Here is a 21,974-nt window from a genome sequence, read left to right on the forward strand (position 1 = left end):
ATCTATTTCAATCAAGCCTTAACCCCGATTCCTTTAGAAACCGTTGTCAGGGGCAAAAGGAGAACATCGATCATGACACTTGAAATCCAGGGATGTGCCGATCTGATCCGCAATTGCGACCGCGTGCGCCCCGTTGGGCGCGTTGTCGCGGTTGAGGGGGCGGCGGTTCAACTTGGTGGTCTTCTGGATCATGCGTGCATCGGGGACAGGATCGCCTTGCGGCTGTCGGATGCGACGCTGCTTGACGGCGAAGTTGTTCAGATCACGCGGGATGCGGTTGTGATGCTGCCGCAGCATGCCCCTCATGGCGTGGCTTTGGGGGATGCCGCCACCCTGATCCCGGGCGGGGCAGAAGTCACGCCGGGCGACGCCTGGATCGGGCGCATTATTGATCCTTACGGCAATCCTCTCGATGGGGCGCCGCTCATGCCCGGGGCGGCGCCGCGGCGGCTGATGGCGAATCCCCCGCCCGCGGCAGAGCGTCTGGCGCTGGGCGCGCGTATGCAGACCGGGCTTGCGGTGACCAACACGCTTTTGCCGATCACGGCGGGTCAGCGGATCGGGCTCTTTGCGGGGTCCGGCGTGGGCAAATCCCGCCTGCTGGCCCGGCTGGCGCAGAATATGGAAGCCGATGTCGTCGTCATCGCGATGATCGGAGAGCGTGGGCGCGAGGTACGCCACTTCGTCGACAAGACACTGGGGGCCGAGGGATTGGCGCGTTCCGTGATCGTTGCCGCGACCTCCGATCAGTCCCCTTTGGTGCGCCGTCGATGTGCCTGGACCGCCATGGCCACCGCAGAACATTTTCGGGACCAGGGCCTCAACGTGCTTTTCCTGGCCGATTCGGTGACCCGCTTCGCCGAGGCACACCGCGAGATTGCCAGTGTCGCGGGAGAGCCGCCCGCGCTGCGTGGATACCCGCCCTCGACCTCTCACATGATCATGTCACTCTGCGAACGGGCGGGGCCTGGCACCATTAATCAGGGGTTCATCACCGCGATCTTCAGCGTTCTGGTGGCGGGATCCGACATGGATGAACCGATCGCCGATATCCTGCGCGGCGTTCTGGACGGACATATCGTCTTGGACCGCGAAATTGCGGAGCGTGGCCGCTATCCGGCGATCAATGTCCTCCGCTCCGTCTCGCGGAGCTTGCCCGAAGCCGCGACAGAGCCCGAAAACGCGATGCTGACGGAAACCCGGCGCCTGTTGGGCGCCTATGAACAGTCGCAGGTCATGATCAAGGCCGGTCTCTATGTCGAGGGGTCAGATCCCCTGGTCGATCGCGCCATTCGTGTGTGGTCCGATCTTGACGAGTTCCTGTCACGCTCGCACGAGACTGAGGTTGGAATCAGCTTCGACAAACTTGGTCTGATCCTCCGGCGCAGTCGGCAGGGGACGCATGGTCCGACCTAATAGCTTCAGGTCCGGATCAGACCACCGCATTCTGTAGCAGGGTCGAGGCAACCGATGCGCCCGAAGAGGCCGAGTTGAATGCGTTCAGCTGTGACCGGGCCAGGTATGTATTCAGCAGCTTTTCCTGAATGTCCGGTTGCAGAAAATCCGCCAGCGTCTCCGCTCCGAACTCACGTCCGGCCTTGTCCTGAAAGATCTCAAGCTGCTTGTCGATGTCCAATTGCCCGAACGCTTCGGGAAGACCCATCGCGGTCTCGAACATCTTGCGCAAAGGCGCGAGGCTCATCATGGAATACCACTGCGCCCGATCGCTTTTCCCGCTCTCCGCCAGGATCGTCAGTTCCCGCTCGGCAAACAGGCCGATCCGCATGGTTTCATCCTGCTCGCCCACGGCGATTTCGAACGATTGTGCGCGGAATTGTTCGAGTATTTGATCGGCAAAACCGGTCGTCAAAGTCTGTGGAACCTGACCGGGCCCGAAGCCCAATGCCTCGCTGAACCTTTTGTAGCGTTCATCGGCAAGGCGGTTTGCAAGTGCGTCATCGCTCGCCGTTCCGTCCTCGAGGATTTTTTGCACGAAGAATCGGTTGTTTATGTCGTCCTGAAGCCCAAAGGCGCCCAGCGCGACACCAAGAAGACGGCGGTCAGAGACGAGATCCTCAGCCGTTCTTACCTCTCCGATCTTCTCCTCGAAGTATTCCGCATCTCTCTTGATCTGGGCGCCCTGATTGAATGCCTCGAATTGCTGGTCGTAGGTGCGCTGCAGGAACCGCCAACCGGCGATGCCCTGGGTCGGGATGACGGGCTGAAAACTCATCTCGGCTGAACGGCAAGCAGCCGGTCCTCTCTTTGCAACAGGGTGCGAAGGGCCTTGAGACACTGATAGTAGCGTTCGTTCAAAAGGGCCTGTGTCGCCGCGGCCAGGGCCGTGCGGCTGTCCTGATCGGTGAAAACCTGGCTCAGTTCCTCGATATGCCGCAGCAAGGGCAGCCGCGCTTCGTCCGGGGCTGTGTCCCCCGACAGAACGAGTTGCGCTGCATAGCAGATGCGTCGCACCGGCGTGTTGGCCTCTTCGGGATGAATGGCGTCACGCAGCCTCAGGATATGGGCATCTGGCGTCATGATGGACAATCGGCTGCGCTTGTCCCCGTTTTCTATGACAGCACCGTTGATCAGAACGCGTTCTTTCGGGCTCAGTTTCAGGACAAGTCCGCTCATCTCAGTGTTTCCTTGCCTTAAGGCCGCGCAGGATCGCCGCGTTGACTTCAAGCAGCGGTACGACGTTGTCCTCCCGTGCCAGAACCTTGCTGGTGTGCTGGAACGTGAACTCCGCCAGATAGAAAAGCCGTGCTTTCAGCTCCGCTGGCAGGCCGTTTTCGGGGTCCGACAAATCCCGGGCAAAGAGCGTCCAAAGCCTTTTATTGTCGTGCAGAGCCTGGGCGAGGTCAGAAAAACCGGCTGTTCCTCTTTGGGCAGCGGCTTTGATCCGATGCGTCACTTGCGCGACGACTTCGTATTCCAGGCTGCGCGGCGTTCGCGTCGGAACAGCCGCCGCGGAATAGGCGCGGCGCGCTTTCATCGTGGCATTCACGTGTAAACCTCGGCTGGTTTGAAAAAGGGGGTCATACGGGCCGGGGCATGTTCACGCCCCGGCCCAATGTGTTACCGGAAGAGCGACAGGATGGTCTGCGGCGCCTGGTTCGCGATGGAGAGGGCTTGAACACCCAACTGCTGTTGCGTCTGCAGGGCCTGGAGCTTGGCGGAGGTCGCCTCCATGTCCGCGTCCACCAACGATCCGATTCCCGACTTCATTGCATCCGTCAGCTTGCCAACGAATTCGTTCTGATCGCGGATCCGGGCCGCCGAAGCACCAAGGCTGGACGCGCCATCGATCGCGGTTTGAAGGAACACCTCGACCTCCGCGAGCGCGGTTGCTGCCGTCGCGGTGTCGGTGATCGCGGTCAGGTCCGCAACGAGGTCGATATTGGCTTCAAAATCGACGGAGTTCACGGTGATCGAAGCCGGCGTAGGCGCGGCGGTGCCAACGCGGTCGATCGAGGACAGAACGCCCAGCGACGTGGCCCCGTTGCCGTCCACGTCAGTGGCCAGGAGGTTCGCGCCGTTGAACTGCGCCGCGCTGATGATCGACGCCACCTGTGCGGACCGTTCCGAGATGTCGGCCTGGATCTTGGTGAAGTCGACGTTTTCGCTGTTGGCGGAAATCGCGAGCTCCTTGATCTCTTTCAGGACCTCGACGACCCGCTCTGCACCGGCGGATGCAACGGCAACCGTGGATTCGCCCAGCGACAGCGCGTCGGATACGGCTTCAAAACCGGCGACGTCCGATTCCATCACCTTGGAGATACCCCAAATGGCCGAGCCATCCTTGGCCGTTGCGATATCCTTACCCGTCGAAATGGCGTTCTGGGTCTTATCCAGATCGGAATTGATGGATTTCAGGGTCTGCAGCGCAACCATTGCGCCGTTATTTGTCAGAATGCTGGACATATGTATGTTCCTTTAGTCATTGGGCCATTTCGCCCAGTTTCATCCCCGCCCCCGGAGGACGGACCAAACGTCTTTCTGACTTGTGCGATTGCCAGCCCTCTGGCGCCGCGCCACCCGATGTCGGATGCAGGAACACCATGCGCCGTGAAGTGCTAACGGAGTGCTAAACGGTGCCCGGCATCTGCTTAGGATTTGACATAAATCCGCCGTCAGGCCCGTTTTTCGACCTTTGGTGCATCGGGTGTCACGATGCTTTGCTTGTTGCCGTACTGGTCGTAGGTCTCAAGGGATCGGCGTGCCTTTCGGATATGGGCCATGCGCCCTGCGACCGCGCGTATCCCCTCCAGCGCGCTGTTCAAGAGCGCCTGATTTCGGGTCAGCTTGCCATGAACCGGCCCCATACGGTCGGCAGGTGCGTCGTTCAGACGATTGAGTGTCTCGACAAGCCCCTCCTTCTGTTCGGCAAGCCGGGCCACCCGGTCCAACTCCCCTGCCAGCAGGGCCGCGCGTTCCTCTTCAAGCAGATCGTCCAGCGCGTCGATCAGCATCTGCGGGTGGTCATCAGTCATCGGCTCTCTCTTTCAGGGCTTCAAAAAGGGATTCGGCCAGCCCGATCCCCCCGGTTTCCGCCATTTTCTGCGCTTGTGCCTCCACCAGAAAGGAGCTGAACTGATCCTCTCCAGCGGCTCCGCCAAAACTGTCCGGGCTCTGCCCCAGCCCTGCGGATTTCAGCATTTCCGCCAGGAATGCCGCCTCCAGATCCACGGCTGCCTTGCGCAGCGCGGCGTCGCGAGGGGTCGTTGACGTGCTGACAGATGTAACTGCGTCCATCTATTCGCTCCAATTCGAATGATTTTCCTGACTATGGGGGCAAAGCGGTAAAGAAGCGGTAACCAGAGATGCGCATAGTCGGTGCACTGCGGAAGAATCCCGGGAGACGACATGCACATTCACCTCACGCTGACAGAAGCCGCGCGCATCGCGCTGGCTGAAGGACCTGTATCGACGGGCAGGGACGGCCCGTCTTTCGCAGAGGTGCTATCGGCGTCCGCCCCGGACCCGGAGCCCGACAAATCCCCCACCGGGGAGGTGGATCAGACGCCCACCAGCGAGGAGCCGACATCGGAGGACCAGATCGATCGGGGCGCTGCAAGCCCCGTGGCTGATCAGGAGGTGAAACCGTCCCAAACCGCAGCATGGGTGCCAACCCAGGGCGATAGGGCGTTGGCGCAACCGGCTGACGCAGTCCCGCCCGAGAACAAGCGTCGGACGGTCAAGCCCGCATCGGCAGAGGGAACCTCTTCGCAGTTCACCCGTTTGACAGCACCAATGGAGCATGCCGGCGGCAGGACTGCATCGGGCGAGATGTCTCCGGCGGATCCGTCAGGTCTGCCCGTGGGTGAAAGGCGTATATCCGCAGACCGCTCGATCCCTGATCCCCATCCGACCGACCGATCCAACCGACTTGGGGAGCCAGGAAAAAACAGCAGTCCAGACGCGCCGTCGCCTCAACCTCGCGGTGAGGCGCTGATTTCGGACGGCACGACCGCGCAGCGGATCGCTGCTGCACCGTCACAAGCAGTGCCGCCCCCTGTTGTCACGTCGAATCCGACCAGCCACAGGCCTTCGGTCACATCTTTGCCAGCGGAAGCTCCAACATCTGACGACGCGCTTCGTCCGATGACCATGCTCCAGCGTGCTGGGCCCGCTGGCGATGGCGTGATGGTGCCGCGGTCCTCTCAGCATGAACCACCGCCTGTGACGCCTCGCCCCGATATCGCAGAGGGCACGCGGACCCATTCAGAGCAGCCCGGCAAACCGGTTCCGCCCCCGTCACGAGATGTTTTACATCATCGGCCCCATCAGGCGCCTGCCGCCCTGTCAGAGCAATCGCCGGGGACGGCCCGCATCGGCCCGCTTACCTCGCCATCTGCCACGCGCAGCGACGTTGTGACACCCGATGGTCCTCCAACGAAGGCCGCTCTCTCCCATCGCGAAACGGCTCACAATCCCATTCCGGAAAAGGGAGCGCCCGCCTTGCCCCAAACGCCTTCGGCATCTGCACCGAAAGAAGCGACGCAGTCCAAACCGACCGGGGCGGCGATCGCTCTCAATCGGGAGGGTCAGACGCATGCTGTGCACGGTCAAGTTTCGGCAAGTCCGGCTGACGGTTCCTATCGGCCGCCTCAGGATGCGCCTTCCGCCCCGGTGGTGCGCGCCGCGCCGTCGTATCCCGTGACGCCCCCGATCCCGACGGAAAGCGGACCCCGCTTTGATGCGCGAAACCCTTTGCCCGCTCCGGACGTGCGCGATATGGTGCCTCAACCGCATAAAGCTCTGGTCACCGGCATGCCGGTGGCCTCGACCGAGGGTGTTGCGGTCTCGCCTCTTCCTCAGCGTCACGAGGGCGCGACGCGGTTTGAAACGATCCGGGCTCCGGGAAAGGTTGTCACCGATCAGACGATCTCCGCGTCGTCCTCCACATCCACGCCGCTGCCTGCCGCTGCTCCGACCGCCGTCCGGCCCTCCGCCGAGCCGTCGCATCGGAACGGGACCATCCCTGCCAAGGCGGATCCGAACACGACGCCCGCCAGCCCCGCCCCCGCGCCGCTGTCTGACAGCGCTCCCCGTATTGTGCCACAACAGCAAATCGCGCAGCTTTCGGCGCTGATCCCCGGTGCGTTGCCCAAAAAGGAAGATGTGCCTCCTCCCATCCGTTCGGACGTGATCTGGCCCGACGCCAAACCCGCGATGCGGAGCGGTCCCGTGCGGCCTGATCCCAGCACCGCACGACCGCTGACACCGACCGTCGGCTCGCCTCCCAATCCGGCCGGCGATGCGGTGCGTCCCATCTTTGGCGATGCCGTTATGATCGACCACGCGCCCGACATGTCGGTGGCGCCTGCCTTCTCTGCCGACGCTCCGGTCCTGTCTCAACCAGCGGTCGCGGCACGGCCAATCTTGCAACAGATCATGGAAAACCTGCCGCGCTTGCCCGACAAACCGGTGGAGATCTCCCTCAATCCCGACGAGCTGGGCCGCGTCCGGATTGCTGTGACGTCCCAGGATAGTGGCATCGTCGTTTCGATCCATGCCGAACGCCCTGAAACGATTGATCTCCTTCGTCGGAACATCGACATGCTCGCCCAGGAATACCGTGACCTGGGTTATACCGACATCGCCTTTGATTTTGCCCAGCAGGGTGGACAGGGGCAGGCCGGCTCCGATGGGACAGCCTCTTCAGACGGCCCTTTCCTGCATGCGGACGAGGGTGATCATCCCCAGCCCGAGCCAGCCATGCTGTCGTCAGACGGCCTCGACATTCGGATATAGGAACACGACATGGAACTTAATCCCGCACTCTCCAACGGGCTGTCCTCGGCACCCGCCTCTACCTCTGGGTCCGCGACGTCGCTGGCATCCGATTTCGATACGTTCCTGCAGATGCTCACGGCGCAGGCCCGCTATCAGGATCCGCTGGAGCCGATCGACTCGTCCGAATATTCCGCACAACTCGCCCAGTTCTCCATGGTGGAGCAGCAAGTGCGCACCAATGATCTGTTAGGGGAGCTGGGCGCGTCCCTTGGATCCTCCAACATTGCCTCCCTGGCCGGATGGGTCGGGATGGAAGCACGCGCTGTGGCGCCCATGCGGTTTGAAGGCAAGCCGATCACGATTTCGCCGAACCCGGCCTCCATCTCCGACAACGTCGATCTCGTCGTGCTCGATGCAGAGGGGGAGGAAGTGGCGCGCAAGCAAATCCCCGTATCCAGTGATCCCGTCACATGGGACGGTACGGACAATGACGGCGATACGCTTCCCTTCGGCACCTATTCCTTCAAGGTGGAAAGCTTCGCCAAGGATGAACTTCTCATCTCAGACCCGGCAGAGGTCTATGGCCGCATCACCGAGGCGCAAGCGCTGAACGGCGAGACGGTTCTGATCTTCGAAGGTGGCACCGCGGTGCTCTCCAGCCACGTGACCGCGCTGCGCCAAGCCGGCACGTGATCGTCGAGGGCATACCCAACGGCTGGAAGATGCGATGGAGGCCGCCCGGGTTGCATCAGAGATCCCGAAGCGCCAGAGCGGCATAAAGCGGCGGAACCAGCGCCCGGCGAAAGCGGCCCAGCGGGAATTGCCGTGGCGGCTCGGCGATGGGGCGCGGGATAGCTGCGGGGCGTCCAAGGGACCGTTGCCCAAGTTGATGGCCAAGGAAAGACCCCATCGCAACGCCGTTGCCGTGATAGGCCTGCCCCACCAGGATATCGGGCGCCCCCGGCACGGAGCCCGCAAAGGGCAGGGCCTTTGGCGAGAGGCACACCATACCTGACCAGTGATGTGTGGTCTCGACCTGTCGCCATGCCGGAAACATCCGCTCGAAATCACGGCGCAGCCGCCGCCGCGCCCGTTCCTCCGCGCGGGGAGAGGAAAATATCCCTCCGCGCATACCAAAGAGGAACCGGCCATCCGGCATCAGCCGAAAGTAGTGGAGCAGATTGCGCGTGTCGTAAGCCATCTGCCCGCTGGTCCAGCCTTGGGCCTCCTGCTCCTGCGGGGTTATCGGGCGGGTGACCATCACATTCGATTGTGTCGGCAGATAGCGCCCGGCCATCCAGCCCGGTCCCTCCTCGCTCGAATACCCGTTCGTGGCCCAGATCACCCGGTCGCAGCGCAAGATACCCGTTGCGGTCTGCAGCCGCCGCTTTTGCGCGTCGGTCACGGGGCTTCCCGCAAAGATCCGGGCGCCTGCCCGCTCCGCCGCGCTGGCCAGCCCGTGCAGGTATTTCCGCGGATTGAGCGCAAAGCCGTAGGGTTCGGTCACGGCGCCGAAAAACGGCCCCGCCAAACCCTCTCCCGCGAGATCCTTCGCCTCGATCACCCGCGCCTCCGGCGAGGCATCCGCCCTCAGCCGCGCCATCGCGCGCGGGTTATGCGCAAGCTGGGTCTCTCCTTGCGAATGCATATCGGCGTCGATGCCCAGCCGCTCCAAAAGGTCCGCCACATGTGTCACCGCGTCCCGTTCTGCCTGCCAATAAGCTTCTGCATCCTCCGCGCCATAGCGGTGCGCCAGCCGTGTTGCGCTGATCTTCGCCCCACCCAGGCAACAGAACCCACCATTGCGCCCGGACGCGCCCCAGCCCGGCGTCTCGGCCTCCAGCACCGTGACCGATGCGCCCGCCTCCGCCAGCGCCAGGGCCGCCGACAGCCCCGTAAAGCCCGCGCCCACGATGCCCACATCGGCCTCGCCACCCTCGAAGACCGGCCAGTCCCGCCGGGGCACGGTCTCATCCCACCAGCATCCGTTGCGGGGGCCCGGCCCATAGGCATAGGCTCCGTAAAGCCGCCTCATGTCGTCCTTTCGGCGGCGCGTTCCTCCCGCTGCTGGCGTATGGCATTGCGTTTCGACACCAGCGAGGCGCTGATCACGCCCAGCGCCACGATCCCGATCAGGATGGTCGAGAGCGCGTTGATCTCCGGGCTCACCCCCAGCCTCACCGCCGAGAAGATCTTGATCGGCAGTGTCGTCGCCGCCGGACCCGCCGTGAAGGACGCGATCACCAGATCGTCCAGCGACAGGGTGAAGGCCAGCAGCCAGCCCGAAATCACCGCCGGTGCGATGATCGGCAGCGTCACCAGCCGGAACGCCTCCAGCGGAGAGCAGCCCAGATCCAGCGCCGCCTCCTCCAGCGACCGGTCGAAGGTCACCAGCCGCGACGACACGACGACCGAAACATAGCACATCGAAAACGTCGTATGCGCCAGCACGATGGTCAGCACCCCCCGGTCCAGCCCGATCCCGATGAAGAGCAAGAGCAGCGACAGCCCCGTGATCACCTCCGGCATCACCAGCGGCGCATAGATCATCCCCGAAAACAGCGTCCGTCCCGCGAACCGCCCACCGCGGACCAGCACGTACGCCGCCATCGTGCCCAGCACCGTGGCGAGCGTGGACGAGAACACCGCCACTTTCAGCGTCACCCAGGCCGCATCCAGAAACGCCTCGTTCTGGAACAGCTCCCCGTACCAGCGCGTCGAAAACCCCGCCCAGACGGTGACCAGCCGGCTTTCGTTAAAGCTGTAGGTGATCAGGATCAGCATCGGCAGGTAAAGAAACGCAAACCCCAGCGTCAGCGACACCACGTTGAACCAGCTCAGCCGCATCATTCCTCCGACACCCGCTGCTGGTTGCGCTGGAAGAGGACGATGGGAATGACCAGGATCAGCAAAAGCACGATCGCCACCGCCGACGCCACCGGCCAGTCGCGGTTGGAGAAGAACTCCTCCCACAACACCTTGCCGATCATCAGCGTGCCCGACCCGCCCAAAAGTGAGGGGATGACGAATTCTCCCAAGGCCGGGATGAAAACCAGGAAACACCCCGCGACGATCCCGTTCTTCGACAGCGGCACCGTCACCAGCCAAAACGCCTGCAGGCGCGAGCATCCCAGATCCTCCGCCGCCTCGATCAGCGACCCGTCCAGCCGGTCCAAAGCGGCGTAGATCGGCAGGATCATGAACGGCAGATAGGTATAGACGATCCCGATATAGACCGCCGTATTCGTGTTCAGGATCGTCAGCGGCGTGTCGATCAGGCCCAGCCCTATCAGGAACTGGTTGAGAAACCCTTCATTGCTCAAAATCCCCATCCACGCATAGACGCGGATCAGGAACGACGTCCAGAACGGCAGGATCACCAGCATCATCAGCGTCGGGCGCCACTCCTCCGGCGCGCGGGCCATCGCGTAAGCGATGGGATAACCCACGGCGAGCGCCAGAAGTGTCGACAAAAACGCGATCCGAAGCGAGCTCAGATAGGCCCGCCAATAGAGATCGTCGGTTGTCAAAAAGACGAAATTCTCGAAATCAAGCTGGCCGATCAGCGCCCAGATCCCCTCGTCCCAGCTGAATTGCGGCATGTAGGGCGGGCGTGCCAGCGCGATATCCGACAGCGCGATCTTGAAGACGATGGCAAACGGGATCAGGAACAGCGCCAGCAGCCACAGATAGGGGACGATGATGAGTGCCGCTTTCCGCACCCTACCGCTCCAGCAGCACCCCCGCCGTGGCCGTCCAGGACAGCCAGACCGGGTCTTCCCAGGTAAAACTCCGCGCCGACAGGCGCCGTGTGTTCGCCGTCTGCGCCTTCATCACCACACCGCTGGGCAATTCCACGTGATAGGTCGACAGGTTGCCCAGATAGGCGATGTCCAGCACCTTGCCCTGCACCGCATTGGCCGCGGACGGACGTTCCGCACTGATCGATACCTTCTCGGGCCGGATCGCCAGATGGCATTTCTGCCCGTCCTCAAAATGCGTCTCCGACACCACCGTCAGCGGGTGCTGCCCCTCGGCCCAGTCGATGCGATACCCCTCATCCCCGGCCCTGGCCCGGCCTTCGATGATATTCACATCGCCAATGAAATCAGCCACATAGACCGATTCCGGCGCCTCGTAGATCCGGTCGGGCGTGGCCACCTGCATCAACCGCCCCTCATCCATCACCGCCACGCGAGAGGCGACCGTCATCGCCTCCTCCTGATCGTGGGTGACGATGACAAAGGTCGTACCCGTCTTCTCCTGAATGTCCATCAGCTCGAACTGCGTGTCCTGCCGCAGCTTCTTGTCCAGCGCGCCCAGCGGCTCGTCCAGTAACAAAAGTTTCGGCGCCTTGGCGAGCGAGCGTGCCAGCGCCACCCTCTGCCTCTGCCCGCCCGAGATCTGATGGGGCTTGCGCCGCGCAAACTTCTCCAGCCGCGTCAGCTTGAGCATCTCCTCGACCCGGGCCGCGATACGCTCCTTGTCCTTCGTCTCGCGCCGTAGGCCGAATGCGATGTTGTCCCACACGCTCAGATGCGGAAACAGCGCGTAGGACTGGAACATCATGTTGACCGCCCGCTTGTTCGGCGGCACTCGGTCGATATCTTGCCCGGCCAGTTCGATATGCCCTTCGGTGGGCGTCTCGAACCCGCCCAGCATCCGCATCATCGTTGTCTTGCCGCAGCCCGACGGGCCCAGCAGCGCAAAGAATTCCCGCTCGAAAATATCCAGCGTCAGGTCGTCGATGGCGGTGAAATCGCCGAACCGTTTGGTGACATTGCGAAACCGGATGAGCGGCTTTTCATCCGGATCATCCCAGGGGGCGAAAACGCATTCAGGCAAACTCTGTCCCTATCCTGAATTGGGGGGCGCTTGGCCCCCCGATCCGGGTCAAACGCCGGATTTGATCTTGGTCCACAGGCGCGTCACAGTCCGCTGCACGCGCGGCGGATAGGGCGTCGTGGTAAAGAGGTTCTCCAGCGTCGCCTCATCCGGATAGATCGCGGGGTCTTCGATCACGTCCGCCTCCAGAAACTCTTTGGACGCTTCGTTGCCGTTGGCGTAGTAAACATAGTTCGACGCCGCCGCCATGTTCTGCGCTTCCATGATGAAATTCAGGAAGGTATGCGCGGCCTCTGGGTTGGGCGCGTCCACCGGAATGGCCATCTGGTCGAACCACATCTGCGCCCCTTCGACAGGGGCGTTATAGGCGATCTCCACACCATTGTCGGCCTCCGCCGCGCGGTCGCGGGCCTGCAGGATGTCACCCGACCAGCCCACCGCGACGCAGATATCGCCATTGGCCAGCGCGTTGATGTATTCCGACGAATGGAATTTCTGGATGTAGGGCCGCACGCCCATCAGAACTTCTTCGGTCTTGGCAATGACGTCCGGGTCGTGGCTGTCCGGGTCCTCGCCCAGATATTTCAGCGCCATCGGGATCATCTCTGTCGGAGCGTCCAGAAAATGCACCCCGCAGGACGCCAACTGGGACATGTTGTCGGGGTTCAGTACCAGCTCAAGGCTGTTGATCGGGGCGTCCTCGCCCAGAATCTCCGTCACCTTGCCAACATTCACGCCGATCCCCGTGGTGCCCCACATGTAGTTGATCGAATAGGCGTTGCCGGGGTCGTATTGTGCTGTGCGTTCTTCGACCACGCTCCACATGTTCTCGATGTTGGGCAGCTTGGACATGTCCAGTTCCTGAAACGCCCCCGCCTGGATCTGGCGCTGCAGGAAGGTGCCCGTCGGCACCACCACGTCATAGCCTGACCCACCCGCCAGCATCTTGGTCTCCAGCACCTCGTTGGAATCGAAGACGTCATAGATCAGCTCGATCCCGGTCTCTTCCTCGAACTTCGCCAGCAGGTCCTCGTCGATGTAATCCGACCAGTTGTAAACGCGCACCTCATCGGCAAAAGCCGCCGATGTGGCCAGCGTGACAACAGCGGTCAGCGTCAGCGATTTGACTGTCATGAAAATCTCCCCATTTGGTGTTGTCCCGGATCATCCCGCGTCCGTTGCCACCAATTTGATCAAGTTTTGCCTCTTCCGGCAACAAAGGATATGTTTCCACGCAGCACCGCATCGCGCAAGAGAGGTTGTGGAAGGGGAGGGTAAAAGCCATGCAGATGATGAAAATAGAGGCGCCCGGCACCCCCGCGCATGAGGTCGTCTATACCCGCCTGCGCGCCCGCATTCTCTTCGGCGATCTCGCCCCCGGCGAGGCGGTCACGATTCAGGGCCTCGCCACAGTGCTCGAGGCCGGCATGACGCCGGTGCGCGAGGCGATCCGTCGGCTCATCTCCGACGGCGCGCTCACCTTCCAGGGCAACCGCCGCGTCAGCGTTCCCGTCCTCACCCGCGCCGACGTCGAGGAACTGGTTTTCGTGCGTAAAACCATAGAAAGCCAGCTTGCCCACCGCGCCGCCACCCGCATCGCCGACCCCATCATCGCCGAGCTCACCGACATCGACACTGCTCTCGATACCGCCATCCGCGCCGGCGATGTGCAAGGTTATCTCGCCCGCAACTACGACTTCCACGCGCTCCTCTACGCCCAGGCCGACGCCCCCATCATGGCTGGCCTCGCCGACCGCCTCTGGCTCCGCTTCGGCCCCTCCCTCCGTGTGGTCTGCGGTCGCTTCGGCACCGAAAGTCTGCCCGACCGCCACAAGGACATGCTCGCCGCCCTCTCTGCCCGTGACGCTGACGCTGCGGCAACCGCGATGGCGTACGATGTCACCCAGGGCATGGACCAGATCGCCCAGATGCTCTCCGGCCCCTCCGATTCGATTGACAGCGCATAATTTGATCATATTCTTGCGGCACCTTCACAGGAGCCGCCCATGCCCGCCATCACCAACCACATGCCCACCGCCGAATTGCAGGCGCTGGATGCCGCCCACCACATGCACCCCTTCACTGCCGGTGGTGAGCTGGCGGCCAAGGGCGCGCGCGTCATCACGCGGGCCAAGGGCGTCTGGCTGACCGACAGCGAAGGCAACCAAATCCTCGACGGCATGGCTGGCCTCTGGTGCGTGAACATCGGCTACGGTCGCCCCGAACTGGCCGAGGCTGCCGCCCGCCAGATGCGGGAACTGCCCTATTACAACACCTTCTTTCAGACGACCCACGTGCCCGCCATCGCTCTGGCCGACCGCATCGCCGCCCTCGCCCCCGGCGATCTGAACCACGTCTTCTTCGCAGGCTCCGGGTCCGAGGCGAACGACACCAATATCCGCCTGGTCCGCACCTATTGGGCGCTCAAGGGCAAACCCTCGAAATCCGTGATCCTCAGCCGCAAGAATGCCTATCACGGCTCCTCCGTCGGCTCAGGCTCTCTGGGCGGTATGGCCCCGATGCACGCGCAGGGCGGCCTGCCCATCCCCGACATCCACCACATCAACCAGCCCAACTGGTGGGCCGAGGGCGGCGACATGACGCCCGAAGACTTCGGCCTCGCCCGTGCGCAGGAACTGGAACAGGCCATCCTCGCCCATGGCGAGGACCGCATCGCCGCCTTCATCGCTGAACCCATCCAGGGCGCCGGCGGCGTCATCGTCCCGCCCTCCACCTACTGGCCCGAAATCCAGCGCATCTGCGACGCCTACGACATCCTCTTGATCGCGGACGAGGTGATCTGTGGCTTCGGCCGCACCGGCTCCTGGTTCGGCTCCCAGACCCTGAACATCCGCCCCCATATCATGACCATCGCCAAGGGGCTCTCCTCCGGCTACCAGCCCATCGGCGGCTCTGTTGTCTGTGATGAGGTCGCCTCCGTCATCGCCTCCGCCGAATTCAACCACGGCTACACCTATTCGGGCCACCCCGTGGCCTCCGCCGTGGCCCTCGAAAACCTGCGCATCCTCGAAGAAGAGGATATCGTCGGCCATGTCCGCACCACCGCCGCCCCCTACCTCGAGAAGAAATGGCAGGCTCTCACCGACCACCCTCTTGTGGGCGAAGCCAGTATCGTCGGCCTCATGGGCTCCATCGCACTGACCCCCGACAAGGCCACCCGCGCCAAATTCGCGGCCGAGGTTGGCACGGTTGGCCTCATCTGCCGGGAACGCTGCTTTGCCAACAGCCTCGTGATGCGCCATGTCGGCGACCGGATGGTGATCTCCCCCCCTCTGGTCATCCAGCCCGACGAGATCGACATCCTCGTCTCCCGGGCCCGCGCGGCCCTTGACGAAACCTACACCGCGCTCAAAGACCAGAATCTCCTCACCCCCGCCCACTAAGGCGAGGACAGCCCGCAAGGGCTGGACGAGCAGGCCGGTTACACCGCAAATGCCCCAAATCTGGTCGCTCCCCGCCCGGCAGGCCCGGCAATTCCACGCTCGAATTCCCTTAAACCGGGATGAGCTTGCACCTCAAACGCCGTTTGTGCTTAGACTCAACGCGGAACAAGGCAGATCAACTGCCACGAAGTCCAAGGGGAGCCTCGTTTGGCCGACACATCCACCTCCGGCGCGTTCGTCGAATTCGAACGCGTGCAGAAGAGTTATGATGGCGAAACCCTCGTCGTCAAAGACCTCAACCTCGTCATGCCCAAGGGCGAGTTTCTGACCATGCTCGGCCCCTCCGGCTCCGGCAAGACCACCTGCCTGATGATGCTCGCCGGGTTTGAGACAGCCACCCATGGCGATATCCGCCTCGACGGCGTGTCGATCAACAACATCCCGCCCCATAAACGCGGTATCGGGATGGTGTTCCAGAACTACGCCCTCTTTCCGCATATGACCGTGGCTGAAAACCTCTCCTTCCCTCTGGAGGTCCGCAAAATGGGCCGGTCCGAGCGCGAAGAGAAAGTCAAACGCGCCCTCGACATGGTCCAGATGGGTGATTTCGGCGGTCGTCGGCCCTCGCAACTCTCCGGTGGCCAGCAACAGCGTATCGCGCTGGCCCGTGCCCTCGTCTTCGAAGCCGATCTCGTTCTGATGGACGAACCCCTCGGCGCCCTCGACAAGCAATTGCGCGAACACATGCAATTTGAAATCAAGCACATCGCCGACAATCTCGGCATCACCGTCGTTTACGTCACCCACGACCAGACCGAGGCGCTGACCATGTCCGACCGGGTCGCGGTCTTCAACGACGGTGTGATCCAGCAACTCGCCTCCCCCGATGCGCTCTATGAAGAGCCCGAGAACAGCTTCGTCGCCCAGTTCATCGGCGAAAACAATACGCTCGAAGGCGTGATCAAAGAGATCAAGCAAGGCGTCGCCCTGGTCCAGCTCGACGATGGAGAGCTTATTGACGCCAAACCCGTGAACGTCTCCAAACCCGGCGAACGCACCCGCGTCTCCATCCGTCCCGAACGGGTCGAGATGAACGCAGACCGGCTCGGCGCGGACGCCCATACGCTCAAGGCCGAAGTGCTGGAATTCATCTATATGGGCGATATCTTCCGCACCCGCCTGCGCGTCGCCGGCACCGACGATTTCATCATCAAGACACGCAACGCGCCCGATCAGGTGCGCCTCCAGCCCGGCCAGCAGATCGACATCGGCTGGCTGCCGCAGGATTGCCGGGCGCTCGATGCGTGATCGCCCGACCTCTTCATGCCGTCAGACCTTTGCAGGGCCACATGCGCGTCCTGCCGGCTGACGGATCCAGGGGCGGCACCAAGACCGCCCGGCAAAAAGGTCCCAACGGACCCCCTTCATCAAAAACGGGAGACCCAGAAAGATGAACCTCACAAAGACCCTGCTTGCCACTTCGGCCCTCACTCTGGCCGCCGGCATGACAAGCGCCGAGGAGATGGCCAGCGAAATGACGATCGTCAGCTGGGGCGGCGCCTACTCCGCCTCCCAGCAGAACGCCTATCACGACCCCTATATGGAAATGACCGGCGTCCAGATCATCAACGATGAAAGCTCCGCCGAAGCGGTGGCCAAACTGCGCGCCATGAACGAGGCCGGCAACGTCACCTGGGACGTGGTCGACGTCGTGGCCGCCGACGCGATCCGCCTTTGCGACGAAGGCCTCGCGATGGAGATCGACTTTGACGAGCAACTGGCCCCGGCCCCCGACGGCACACCCGCGACCGAGGATTTCGGTGATCTGATCGTGTCCGACTGCTTCATCCCTCAGATCGTCTATTCCACCACCTTCGGCTACCGCACCGATCTGGTCGGTGACACGCCGCCCTCCACCGTCTGCGACGTCTTCGACACCGAAGCCTATCCCGGCAAGCGCAGCCTCGAACGTCGCCCCATCGCCAACATGGAATGGGCGCTGATCTGCGACGGCGTGGGCATCGACGAGGTTTATGACGTGCTCGAAACCGAAGAGGGTCAGGAACGTGCCCTCGCCAAGCTCGACACCATCAAGGACGACGTGATCTGGTGGACCGCCGGCGCCGACACGCCCCAGCTTCTGGCCGATGGCGAGGTCGTGATGGGCTCCACCTACAACGGACGCCTCTTTTCAGTGATCGAGGAGCAGGACCAGCCCGTCGCCATGCTCTGGGACTGGCAGATGTTCGATCTGGACGGCTGGATCATCCCCACCGGTCTCAGCCCCGAACGTCAGGCCCGTGCGCTTGACTACGTCTATTTCGCCACCGACACCCAGCGTCTCGCGGATCAGGCGAAATACATCTCCTACGGCCCCGCGCGCCAATCCTCCGCGCCTCTGGTGGGTCAGCACGCGACCCTCGGCATCGACATGGCGCCGCACATGCCGACCGATCCGGCCAATGCCGAGAACACGTTCCTCTTCAACTACGAGTTCTGGGCCGACTATCGCGACGACATCGACGCGAAATTCCAGGCCTGGCTCGCCCAATAACCCCTCCTGCGGGCGGCGTCAGCCGCCCGCACCCGCCGCGACAACAGCCCGCACGGGCTGGCGGAGCGGCCCCCCTCAAGAGACACCGACATGAGCGACACCGCAGCCGGCCCCGCCCCCGTCACCCGTCCCCAAAGCGCCTCCGCGGCGACAGATGGCCCCATGCTCGCTGCCGACGGCACCCCGCTCAAGCGCAGCCTCGCCCGTGCGCTCCGGATGCAGAAGATCCGCGCCCTGATGCTCATCGCACCGCTCCTGATCTTCGTCCTCGTCACCTTCATCGCGCCCATCGCCGACATGCTCTTCCGCTCGGTCGAAAACCAGATCGTTCAGGAAACCCTCCCCGAAACCGTCGTCGCCCTCTCCGACTGGGACGCCACCTCTGACACACCCCCCTCCGAGCCCGTGTTCGAGGCGCTCTACATCGACATCTTCCTTGCGCAGGAGCAAAAGCTTCACACCCGCCTCGGCACCCGCCTCAACTACGAACAGACCGGCGCCTCCTCCCTCTTCCGCAAATCCGGTCGCCGGGTCGCCCGCTTCGACACCGACATCTACACCGACCAGATCACCGCCGCCTCTCCGGCCCTCTCCGAACCCTCCGCCTGGGTCCAGATGCTGGACGACCCCGCCACCCGCGACGCCCTGCCCCTGACCTCCCGCACCTGGGACCGCTGGTCCGCCTACCTCTTGGCCCAGGACGACGACCCCGCCTCCGAAGACGTCGAGGATTTCCTCTTCACCACCCTCTACATCGACCTGCGCAACGGCGCCCAGCCCCCCGACCCGCGCCTCTCCAGCCTCGATGTCTCCGGTTTTGAAACCGTCTCCCTCACCGCCTCCTTCGAAGACGTCGACGAAGACTGGCTCGACCCAAGGATGTGGCGCACCCTCCAGATCTATTCGCCCGCCTACACGTCCGGCTATTTCCTGAACTCCGTCGACATGCAGAAAAGCATCGATGGCCCCGAATTCCGCCCCCAGGGCCAGCAGATCTACCTGATGCTCTTCCAGCGTACGCTCATCATGTCGCTGATCATCACGGTCTCCTGCATCCTCCTCGGCTACCCCGTCGCGTGGCTCCTCGCCAACCTGCCCATGCGCACCGCGAACCTCCTGATGATCCTCGTCCTCCTTCCGTTCTGGACGTCCCTGCTCGTGCGGACCTCCGCCTGGAAAGTCATGCTCCAGCAGCAGGGCGTGATCAACGATGTCCTCGTCTGGCTCGGTCTCGTCGACGATGCCGCCCGACTGATCATGATCAACAACCAGCTCGGCACCATCATCGCGATGACGCATATCCTTCTGCCCTTCATGATCCTTCCGCTCTATTCCGTGATGCAGACCATCCCACCCAGCTATCTGCGTGCCGCCAAATCCCTCGGCGCGACCAACTGGACCGCCTTCTGGCGGGTCTACTTCCCCCAATCCGTGCCCGGGATCGGCGCTGGGTCCATCCTCGTCTTCATCCTCGCCATCGGCTATTACATCACGCCCGAGATCGTGGGCGGCACCACCGGCACCTTCATCTCCAACCGCATCGCCTACCACATCTCCACGTCGCTGAATTGGGGCCTTGCCGCCGCCTTGGGCGCGATCCTCCTTGGCGTCGTCCTGCTCCTTTACTGGTGCTATGACCGCATCGTCGGCATCGACAACGTGAAGCTGGGAGGCTGATCCATGACTGTCCTCACCCAGATCCAGCCGACACCGCCGCGCTTCTTTGTTGCCTGTGTCGCCGCCGCGGGCACCTGCCTTGGCCTCCTTGTCGGCACCGCTCAGGGCAGCGCCTTTGTCGGCGCTCTGACCGGGGCCGTCATCCTCGCCGCCAGCGCCTTCATCTCCACGCGCCTGGGCAACGAACGGCTTGCCCGGCTTGCGCTTGTCGCCATCTTCCTCGTTGCCGGCTATGCGCTGGGCGCCCTTCCCGGCGCCATCATCGGCGCCGCGGCGGGTCTCTTCTTCGGCTGGTTCACCTTCTGGCTGGCCGAAGGCCGCTACCGTGCCAAACTTCCGCCCTACCTCACCCCCGGCCAGGTGCTCTGGCACTACGCCTTTCGCGTGCTCTGTGGCGCGATCCTCGTCTTTCTGATCACCCCGATCCTCGTGGTGATGCCGCTCAGTTTCAACGCCCAGAACTTCTTCACCTTCACGCCCGAAATGCTCCGCTTCGACCCGGCTGGCTATTCGCTGAAACATTACGAGGACTTCTTCACCAATTCAGACTGGCAGAACGCCCTGCGCAATTCTCTCCAGATCGCGCCCGTTGCCACGCTCCTGTCGGTCGCCTTCGGCACTTTGGCCGCCATCGGCCTCAGCCAGCCCCATGTGCCCTTCCGTCAGGCCATCATGGCGATCCTCATCTCCCCGATGATCGTGCCCCTGATCATCTCGGCTGCCGGCATGTACTTCTTCTACAGCCGCATCGGCCTTCAGGGCACCTATCTCGGCGTCGTGCTCGCCCATGCGGCCCTCGGTATCCCCTTCGTCATCATCACCGTAACCGCGACGCTCGTGGGCTTCGACCGCTCGCTTACCCGCGCCGCTGCCAATATGGGCGCCGGGCCCGTCACCACCTTCTTTCGCGTCCAGATGCCCCTGATCCTTCCGGGTGTGATCTCCGGCGGCCTCTTCGCCTTCATCACCTCCTTTGACGAGGTTGTCGTCGTCCTCTTCGTCGGCTCCGCCGGCCAAAAGACACTCCCCTGGCAAATGTTCACCGGCCTGCGCGAACAGATCAGCCCCACGATCCTCGCCGTCGCGACGATCCTCGTTGTCATCTCCATCGCGCTCCTCACGGTCGTCGAACTCCTCCGCCGCCGCTCCGAACGCCTGCGCGGCATGTCCCCCGGGTAATGTAAGAAAACCCGTCCAGTACTTCTTTGGGTCAAAAATATCCCAGGGGTGTCGCCATTGGATGCGCCATTGGTCCGAGCGACAGTGGCGACGGGGCTAGCCCCCCAGTCGGTCGACGCGCCACGCGCGGCGAAACCCTATCCCCGCCGCCGTTCCAAAGCGCCGATCAACCGACACCCCAACGTGTCATCCAGCGCGTCGACCAGCTCCTCCACCGTCTCGGCCGAGGCATAGGTTCCGCCCGTCCGATCCGCCAGACAGCGTGCCACGGTGGTGCCGTTGCGATACTCCGCCTCTCCGGCCTCGCCCCAGCTGAAATGCTCCCCGCGTACCTTGAAGCCGATGACATGTACCGTCAGGTCATAGGCGTCCGCCGCCAGTTCTGCCGCCAATTGACAGGGCGCACCGCCGCAGGTCTCCTTTCCGTCCGTCACCAGCACGATGGCGCCCGGCTCCGCCCGGAATTCCAGCGCCTCCGCTGCCTGCATGACCGCGGCCGTCAGCGGGGTGTCGCCCGCAGGCTCCAGCGCATCCACTTCCGACACGATCCGCTCCGCCGCATCCGGCTCTGGCAGAAATCTCAGGTCGATATTGCTGCAGGCATCCCGTGCTCCCGGTCCGTAGACAATCAGGCCCAGATTTCGGAACGGCGCGATCCGTGGCATCGCCTCCCGCACCGCCCGGCGGGCTTCGAAGATCCGGGGTGTGTCGAGCAGATTGAACCCCATCTCCGACATCGACCCCGACCCGTCAAAGACCACCATCGCATCCTGCGTGCAATCGTCCGAGGCCTGCGCCATCTCTCCCGCCGCCAGCGCCAAGGCCAGCGCCGCCGCCGATATCCTGCCTGACCGTCTCATGTCGCGCGCCCTTCCAATCCGACCAGATGGCATATCGTGACAGGCGGGGGGCCGTCTGTCTATTCGACCTCCGTCGCGACGCGTCTTGCGGTCCTCTCCTGCGGCATATTCGCCGAAATTAACTGCTTTTCAGGTCTCCAGTGCCAATCTGACCCGTCCAAAAGCGATTTCGTACGAAAATCCGTACAAACCGCCCAATATTGCCCGAAAAGCCGG

At 63.1% G+C, this 21,974-nt stretch carries 21 protein-coding genes; 9 read left to right on the top strand and 12 right to left on the bottom strand.

Annotation, left to right across the window (positions count from 1 at the left end; genetic code table 11):
- Window positions 1–72 precede the first annotated feature (72 nt).
- Window positions 73–1,416 carry a FliI/YscN family ATPase gene (locus tag CFI11_RS00570; protein WP_130402020.1) on the top strand — a complete coding sequence of 448 codons (1,344 nt, stop codon included), beginning with the start codon at window positions 73–75 and terminating at the stop codon, window positions 1,414–1,416.
- 16 nt (window positions 1,417–1,432) lie between these two features.
- On the opposite strand, the gene CFI11_RS00575 is transcribed toward CFI11_RS00570, so the two are convergent.
- The 6 genes from CFI11_RS00575 to CFI11_RS00600 all read right to left on the bottom strand — a co-directional run bounded on the left by CFI11_RS00575 (window position 1,433) and on the right by CFI11_RS00600 (window position 4,755).
- Window positions 1,433–2,233 (bottom strand): DUF1217 domain-containing protein, encoded by an 801-nt coding sequence (locus CFI11_RS00575; RefSeq protein ID WP_130402022.1) that lies wholly within the window; start codon window positions 2,231–2,233, stop codon window positions 1,433–1,435.
- A complete protein-coding gene (gene flbT, locus CFI11_RS00580) occupies window positions 2,230–2,634 on the bottom strand; it encodes a flagellar biosynthesis repressor FlbT (RefSeq protein ID WP_130402028.1) in 405 nt (134 codons plus the stop codon). The genes CFI11_RS00575 and flbT overlap by 4 nt, the downstream gene beginning before the upstream one ends.
- Before the next feature lies 1 nt (window position 2,635).
- The gene (flaF, locus tag CFI11_RS00585; protein WP_130402030.1) at window positions 2,636–3,007 is read right to left on the bottom strand and encodes a flagellar biosynthesis regulator FlaF; all 372 of its coding nucleotides are present in this window, start codon (window positions 3,005–3,007) and stop codon (window positions 2,636–2,638) included.
- A 71-nt stretch (window positions 3,008–3,078) separates the two neighbouring features.
- Window positions 3,079–3,924, bottom strand: a complete 846-nt coding sequence (locus tag CFI11_RS00590; RefSeq protein WP_130402032.1) for a flagellin — start codon at window positions 3,922–3,924, stop codon at window positions 3,079–3,081.
- 209 nt (window positions 3,925–4,133) lie between these two features.
- On the bottom strand, window positions 4,134–4,493 hold the full coding sequence (locus tag CFI11_RS00595; RefSeq protein WP_130402034.1) for a flagellar biosynthesis protein FlgN: 360 nt from the start codon (window positions 4,491–4,493) through the stop codon (window positions 4,134–4,136).
- Entirely contained in the window at window positions 4,486–4,755 is a 270-nt protein-coding gene (locus CFI11_RS00600; RefSeq protein ID WP_130402036.1) for a rod-binding protein, read from the bottom strand. The genes CFI11_RS00595 and CFI11_RS00600 overlap by 8 nt, the downstream gene beginning before the upstream one ends.
- Window positions 4,756–6,237: 1,482 nt before the next feature.
- Between CFI11_RS00600 and CFI11_RS00605 the strand changes: the two genes are divergently transcribed.
- A complete protein-coding gene (locus tag CFI11_RS00605; protein ID WP_254449114.1) occupies window positions 6,238–7,257 on the top strand; it encodes a flagellar hook-length control protein FliK in 1,020 nt (339 codons plus the stop codon).
- A 9-nt stretch (window positions 7,258–7,266) separates the two neighbouring features.
- Window positions 7,267–7,932 (top strand): flagellar hook capping FlgD N-terminal domain-containing protein, encoded by a 666-nt coding sequence (locus CFI11_RS00610; protein ID WP_130402040.1) that lies wholly within the window; start codon window positions 7,267–7,269, stop codon window positions 7,930–7,932.
- Between the two features lie 55 nt (window positions 7,933–7,987).
- On the opposite strand, the gene CFI11_RS00615 is transcribed toward CFI11_RS00610, so the two are convergent.
- Genes CFI11_RS00615 through CFI11_RS00635 form a run of 5 tightly spaced genes read right to left on the bottom strand, consistent with a single transcriptional unit; the run spans window position 7,988 to window position 13,218 of the window.
- Window positions 7,988–9,274 (bottom strand): FAD-binding oxidoreductase, encoded by a 1,287-nt coding sequence (locus tag CFI11_RS00615; protein WP_130402042.1) that lies wholly within the window; start codon window positions 9,272–9,274, stop codon window positions 7,988–7,990.
- Entirely contained in the window at window positions 9,271–10,089 is an 819-nt protein-coding gene (locus CFI11_RS00620) for an ABC transporter permease (RefSeq protein ID WP_130402044.1), read from the bottom strand. Before CFI11_RS00620 ends, CFI11_RS00615 begins: the two co-directional genes overlap by 4 nt.
- Entirely contained in the window at window positions 10,086–10,961 is an 876-nt protein-coding gene (locus CFI11_RS00625; protein WP_130402046.1) for an ABC transporter permease subunit, read from the bottom strand. The genes CFI11_RS00620 and CFI11_RS00625 overlap by 4 nt, the downstream gene beginning before the upstream one ends.
- Window position 10,962: 1 nt before the next feature.
- Window positions 10,963–12,084, bottom strand: a complete 1,122-nt coding sequence (locus CFI11_RS00630; RefSeq protein ID WP_130402048.1) for an ABC transporter ATP-binding protein — start codon at window positions 12,082–12,084, stop codon at window positions 10,963–10,965.
- A 48-nt stretch (window positions 12,085–12,132) separates the two neighbouring features.
- Window positions 12,133–13,218 carry a polyamine ABC transporter substrate-binding protein gene (locus CFI11_RS00635; RefSeq protein WP_130402050.1) on the bottom strand — a complete coding sequence of 362 codons (1,086 nt, stop codon included), beginning with the start codon at window positions 13,216–13,218 and terminating at the stop codon, window positions 12,133–12,135.
- A 149-nt stretch (window positions 13,219–13,367) separates the two neighbouring features.
- Here CFI11_RS00635 and CFI11_RS00640 point away from each other — a divergent pair, with 149 nt between their 5' ends.
- From CFI11_RS00640 to CFI11_RS00665, 6 genes are all read left to right on the top strand, one after another.
- The gene (locus CFI11_RS00640; protein WP_130402052.1) at window positions 13,368–14,051 is read left to right on the top strand and encodes a GntR family transcriptional regulator; all 684 of its coding nucleotides are present in this window, start codon (window positions 13,368–13,370) and stop codon (window positions 14,049–14,051) included.
- A 39-nt stretch (window positions 14,052–14,090) separates the two neighbouring features.
- Window positions 14,091–15,488, top strand: a complete 1,398-nt coding sequence (locus CFI11_RS00645) for an aspartate aminotransferase family protein (protein WP_130402054.1) — start codon at window positions 14,091–14,093, stop codon at window positions 15,486–15,488.
- A 207-nt stretch (window positions 15,489–15,695) separates the two neighbouring features.
- Window positions 15,696–16,796, top strand: coding sequence for an ABC transporter ATP-binding protein (locus CFI11_RS00650; RefSeq protein WP_130402056.1), 1,101 nt, complete (start codon window positions 15,696–15,698; stop codon window positions 16,794–16,796).
- Between the two features lie 142 nt (window positions 16,797–16,938).
- Window positions 16,939–18,042: an extracellular solute-binding protein gene (locus tag CFI11_RS00655; protein WP_130402058.1), complete on the top strand. Its 1,104-nt coding sequence runs from the start codon at window positions 16,939–16,941 to the stop codon at window positions 18,040–18,042.
- A gap of 90 nt (window positions 18,043–18,132) precedes the next feature.
- Window positions 18,133–19,719 (top strand): ABC transporter permease, encoded by a 1,587-nt coding sequence (locus CFI11_RS00660; protein ID WP_130402060.1) that lies wholly within the window; start codon window positions 18,133–18,135, stop codon window positions 19,717–19,719.
- Between the two features lie 3 nt (window positions 19,720–19,722).
- Complete coding sequence (locus CFI11_RS00665; RefSeq protein WP_130402062.1) at window positions 19,723–20,898, top strand: ABC transporter permease; 1,176 nt, start codon at window positions 19,723–19,725, stop codon at window positions 20,896–20,898.
- Between the two features lie 137 nt (window positions 20,899–21,035).
- Here CFI11_RS00665 and CFI11_RS00670 read toward each other — a convergent pair whose 3' ends face one another.
- Entirely contained in the window at window positions 21,036–21,758 is a 723-nt protein-coding gene (locus CFI11_RS00670) for a VWA domain-containing protein (RefSeq protein WP_254448998.1), read from the bottom strand.
- Window positions 21,759–21,974 lie beyond the last annotated feature (216 nt).

This window comes from Thalassococcus sp. S3 (genome assembly GCF_004216475.1).
Taxonomy (GTDB): domain Bacteria; phylum Pseudomonadota; class Alphaproteobacteria; order Rhodobacterales; family Rhodobacteraceae.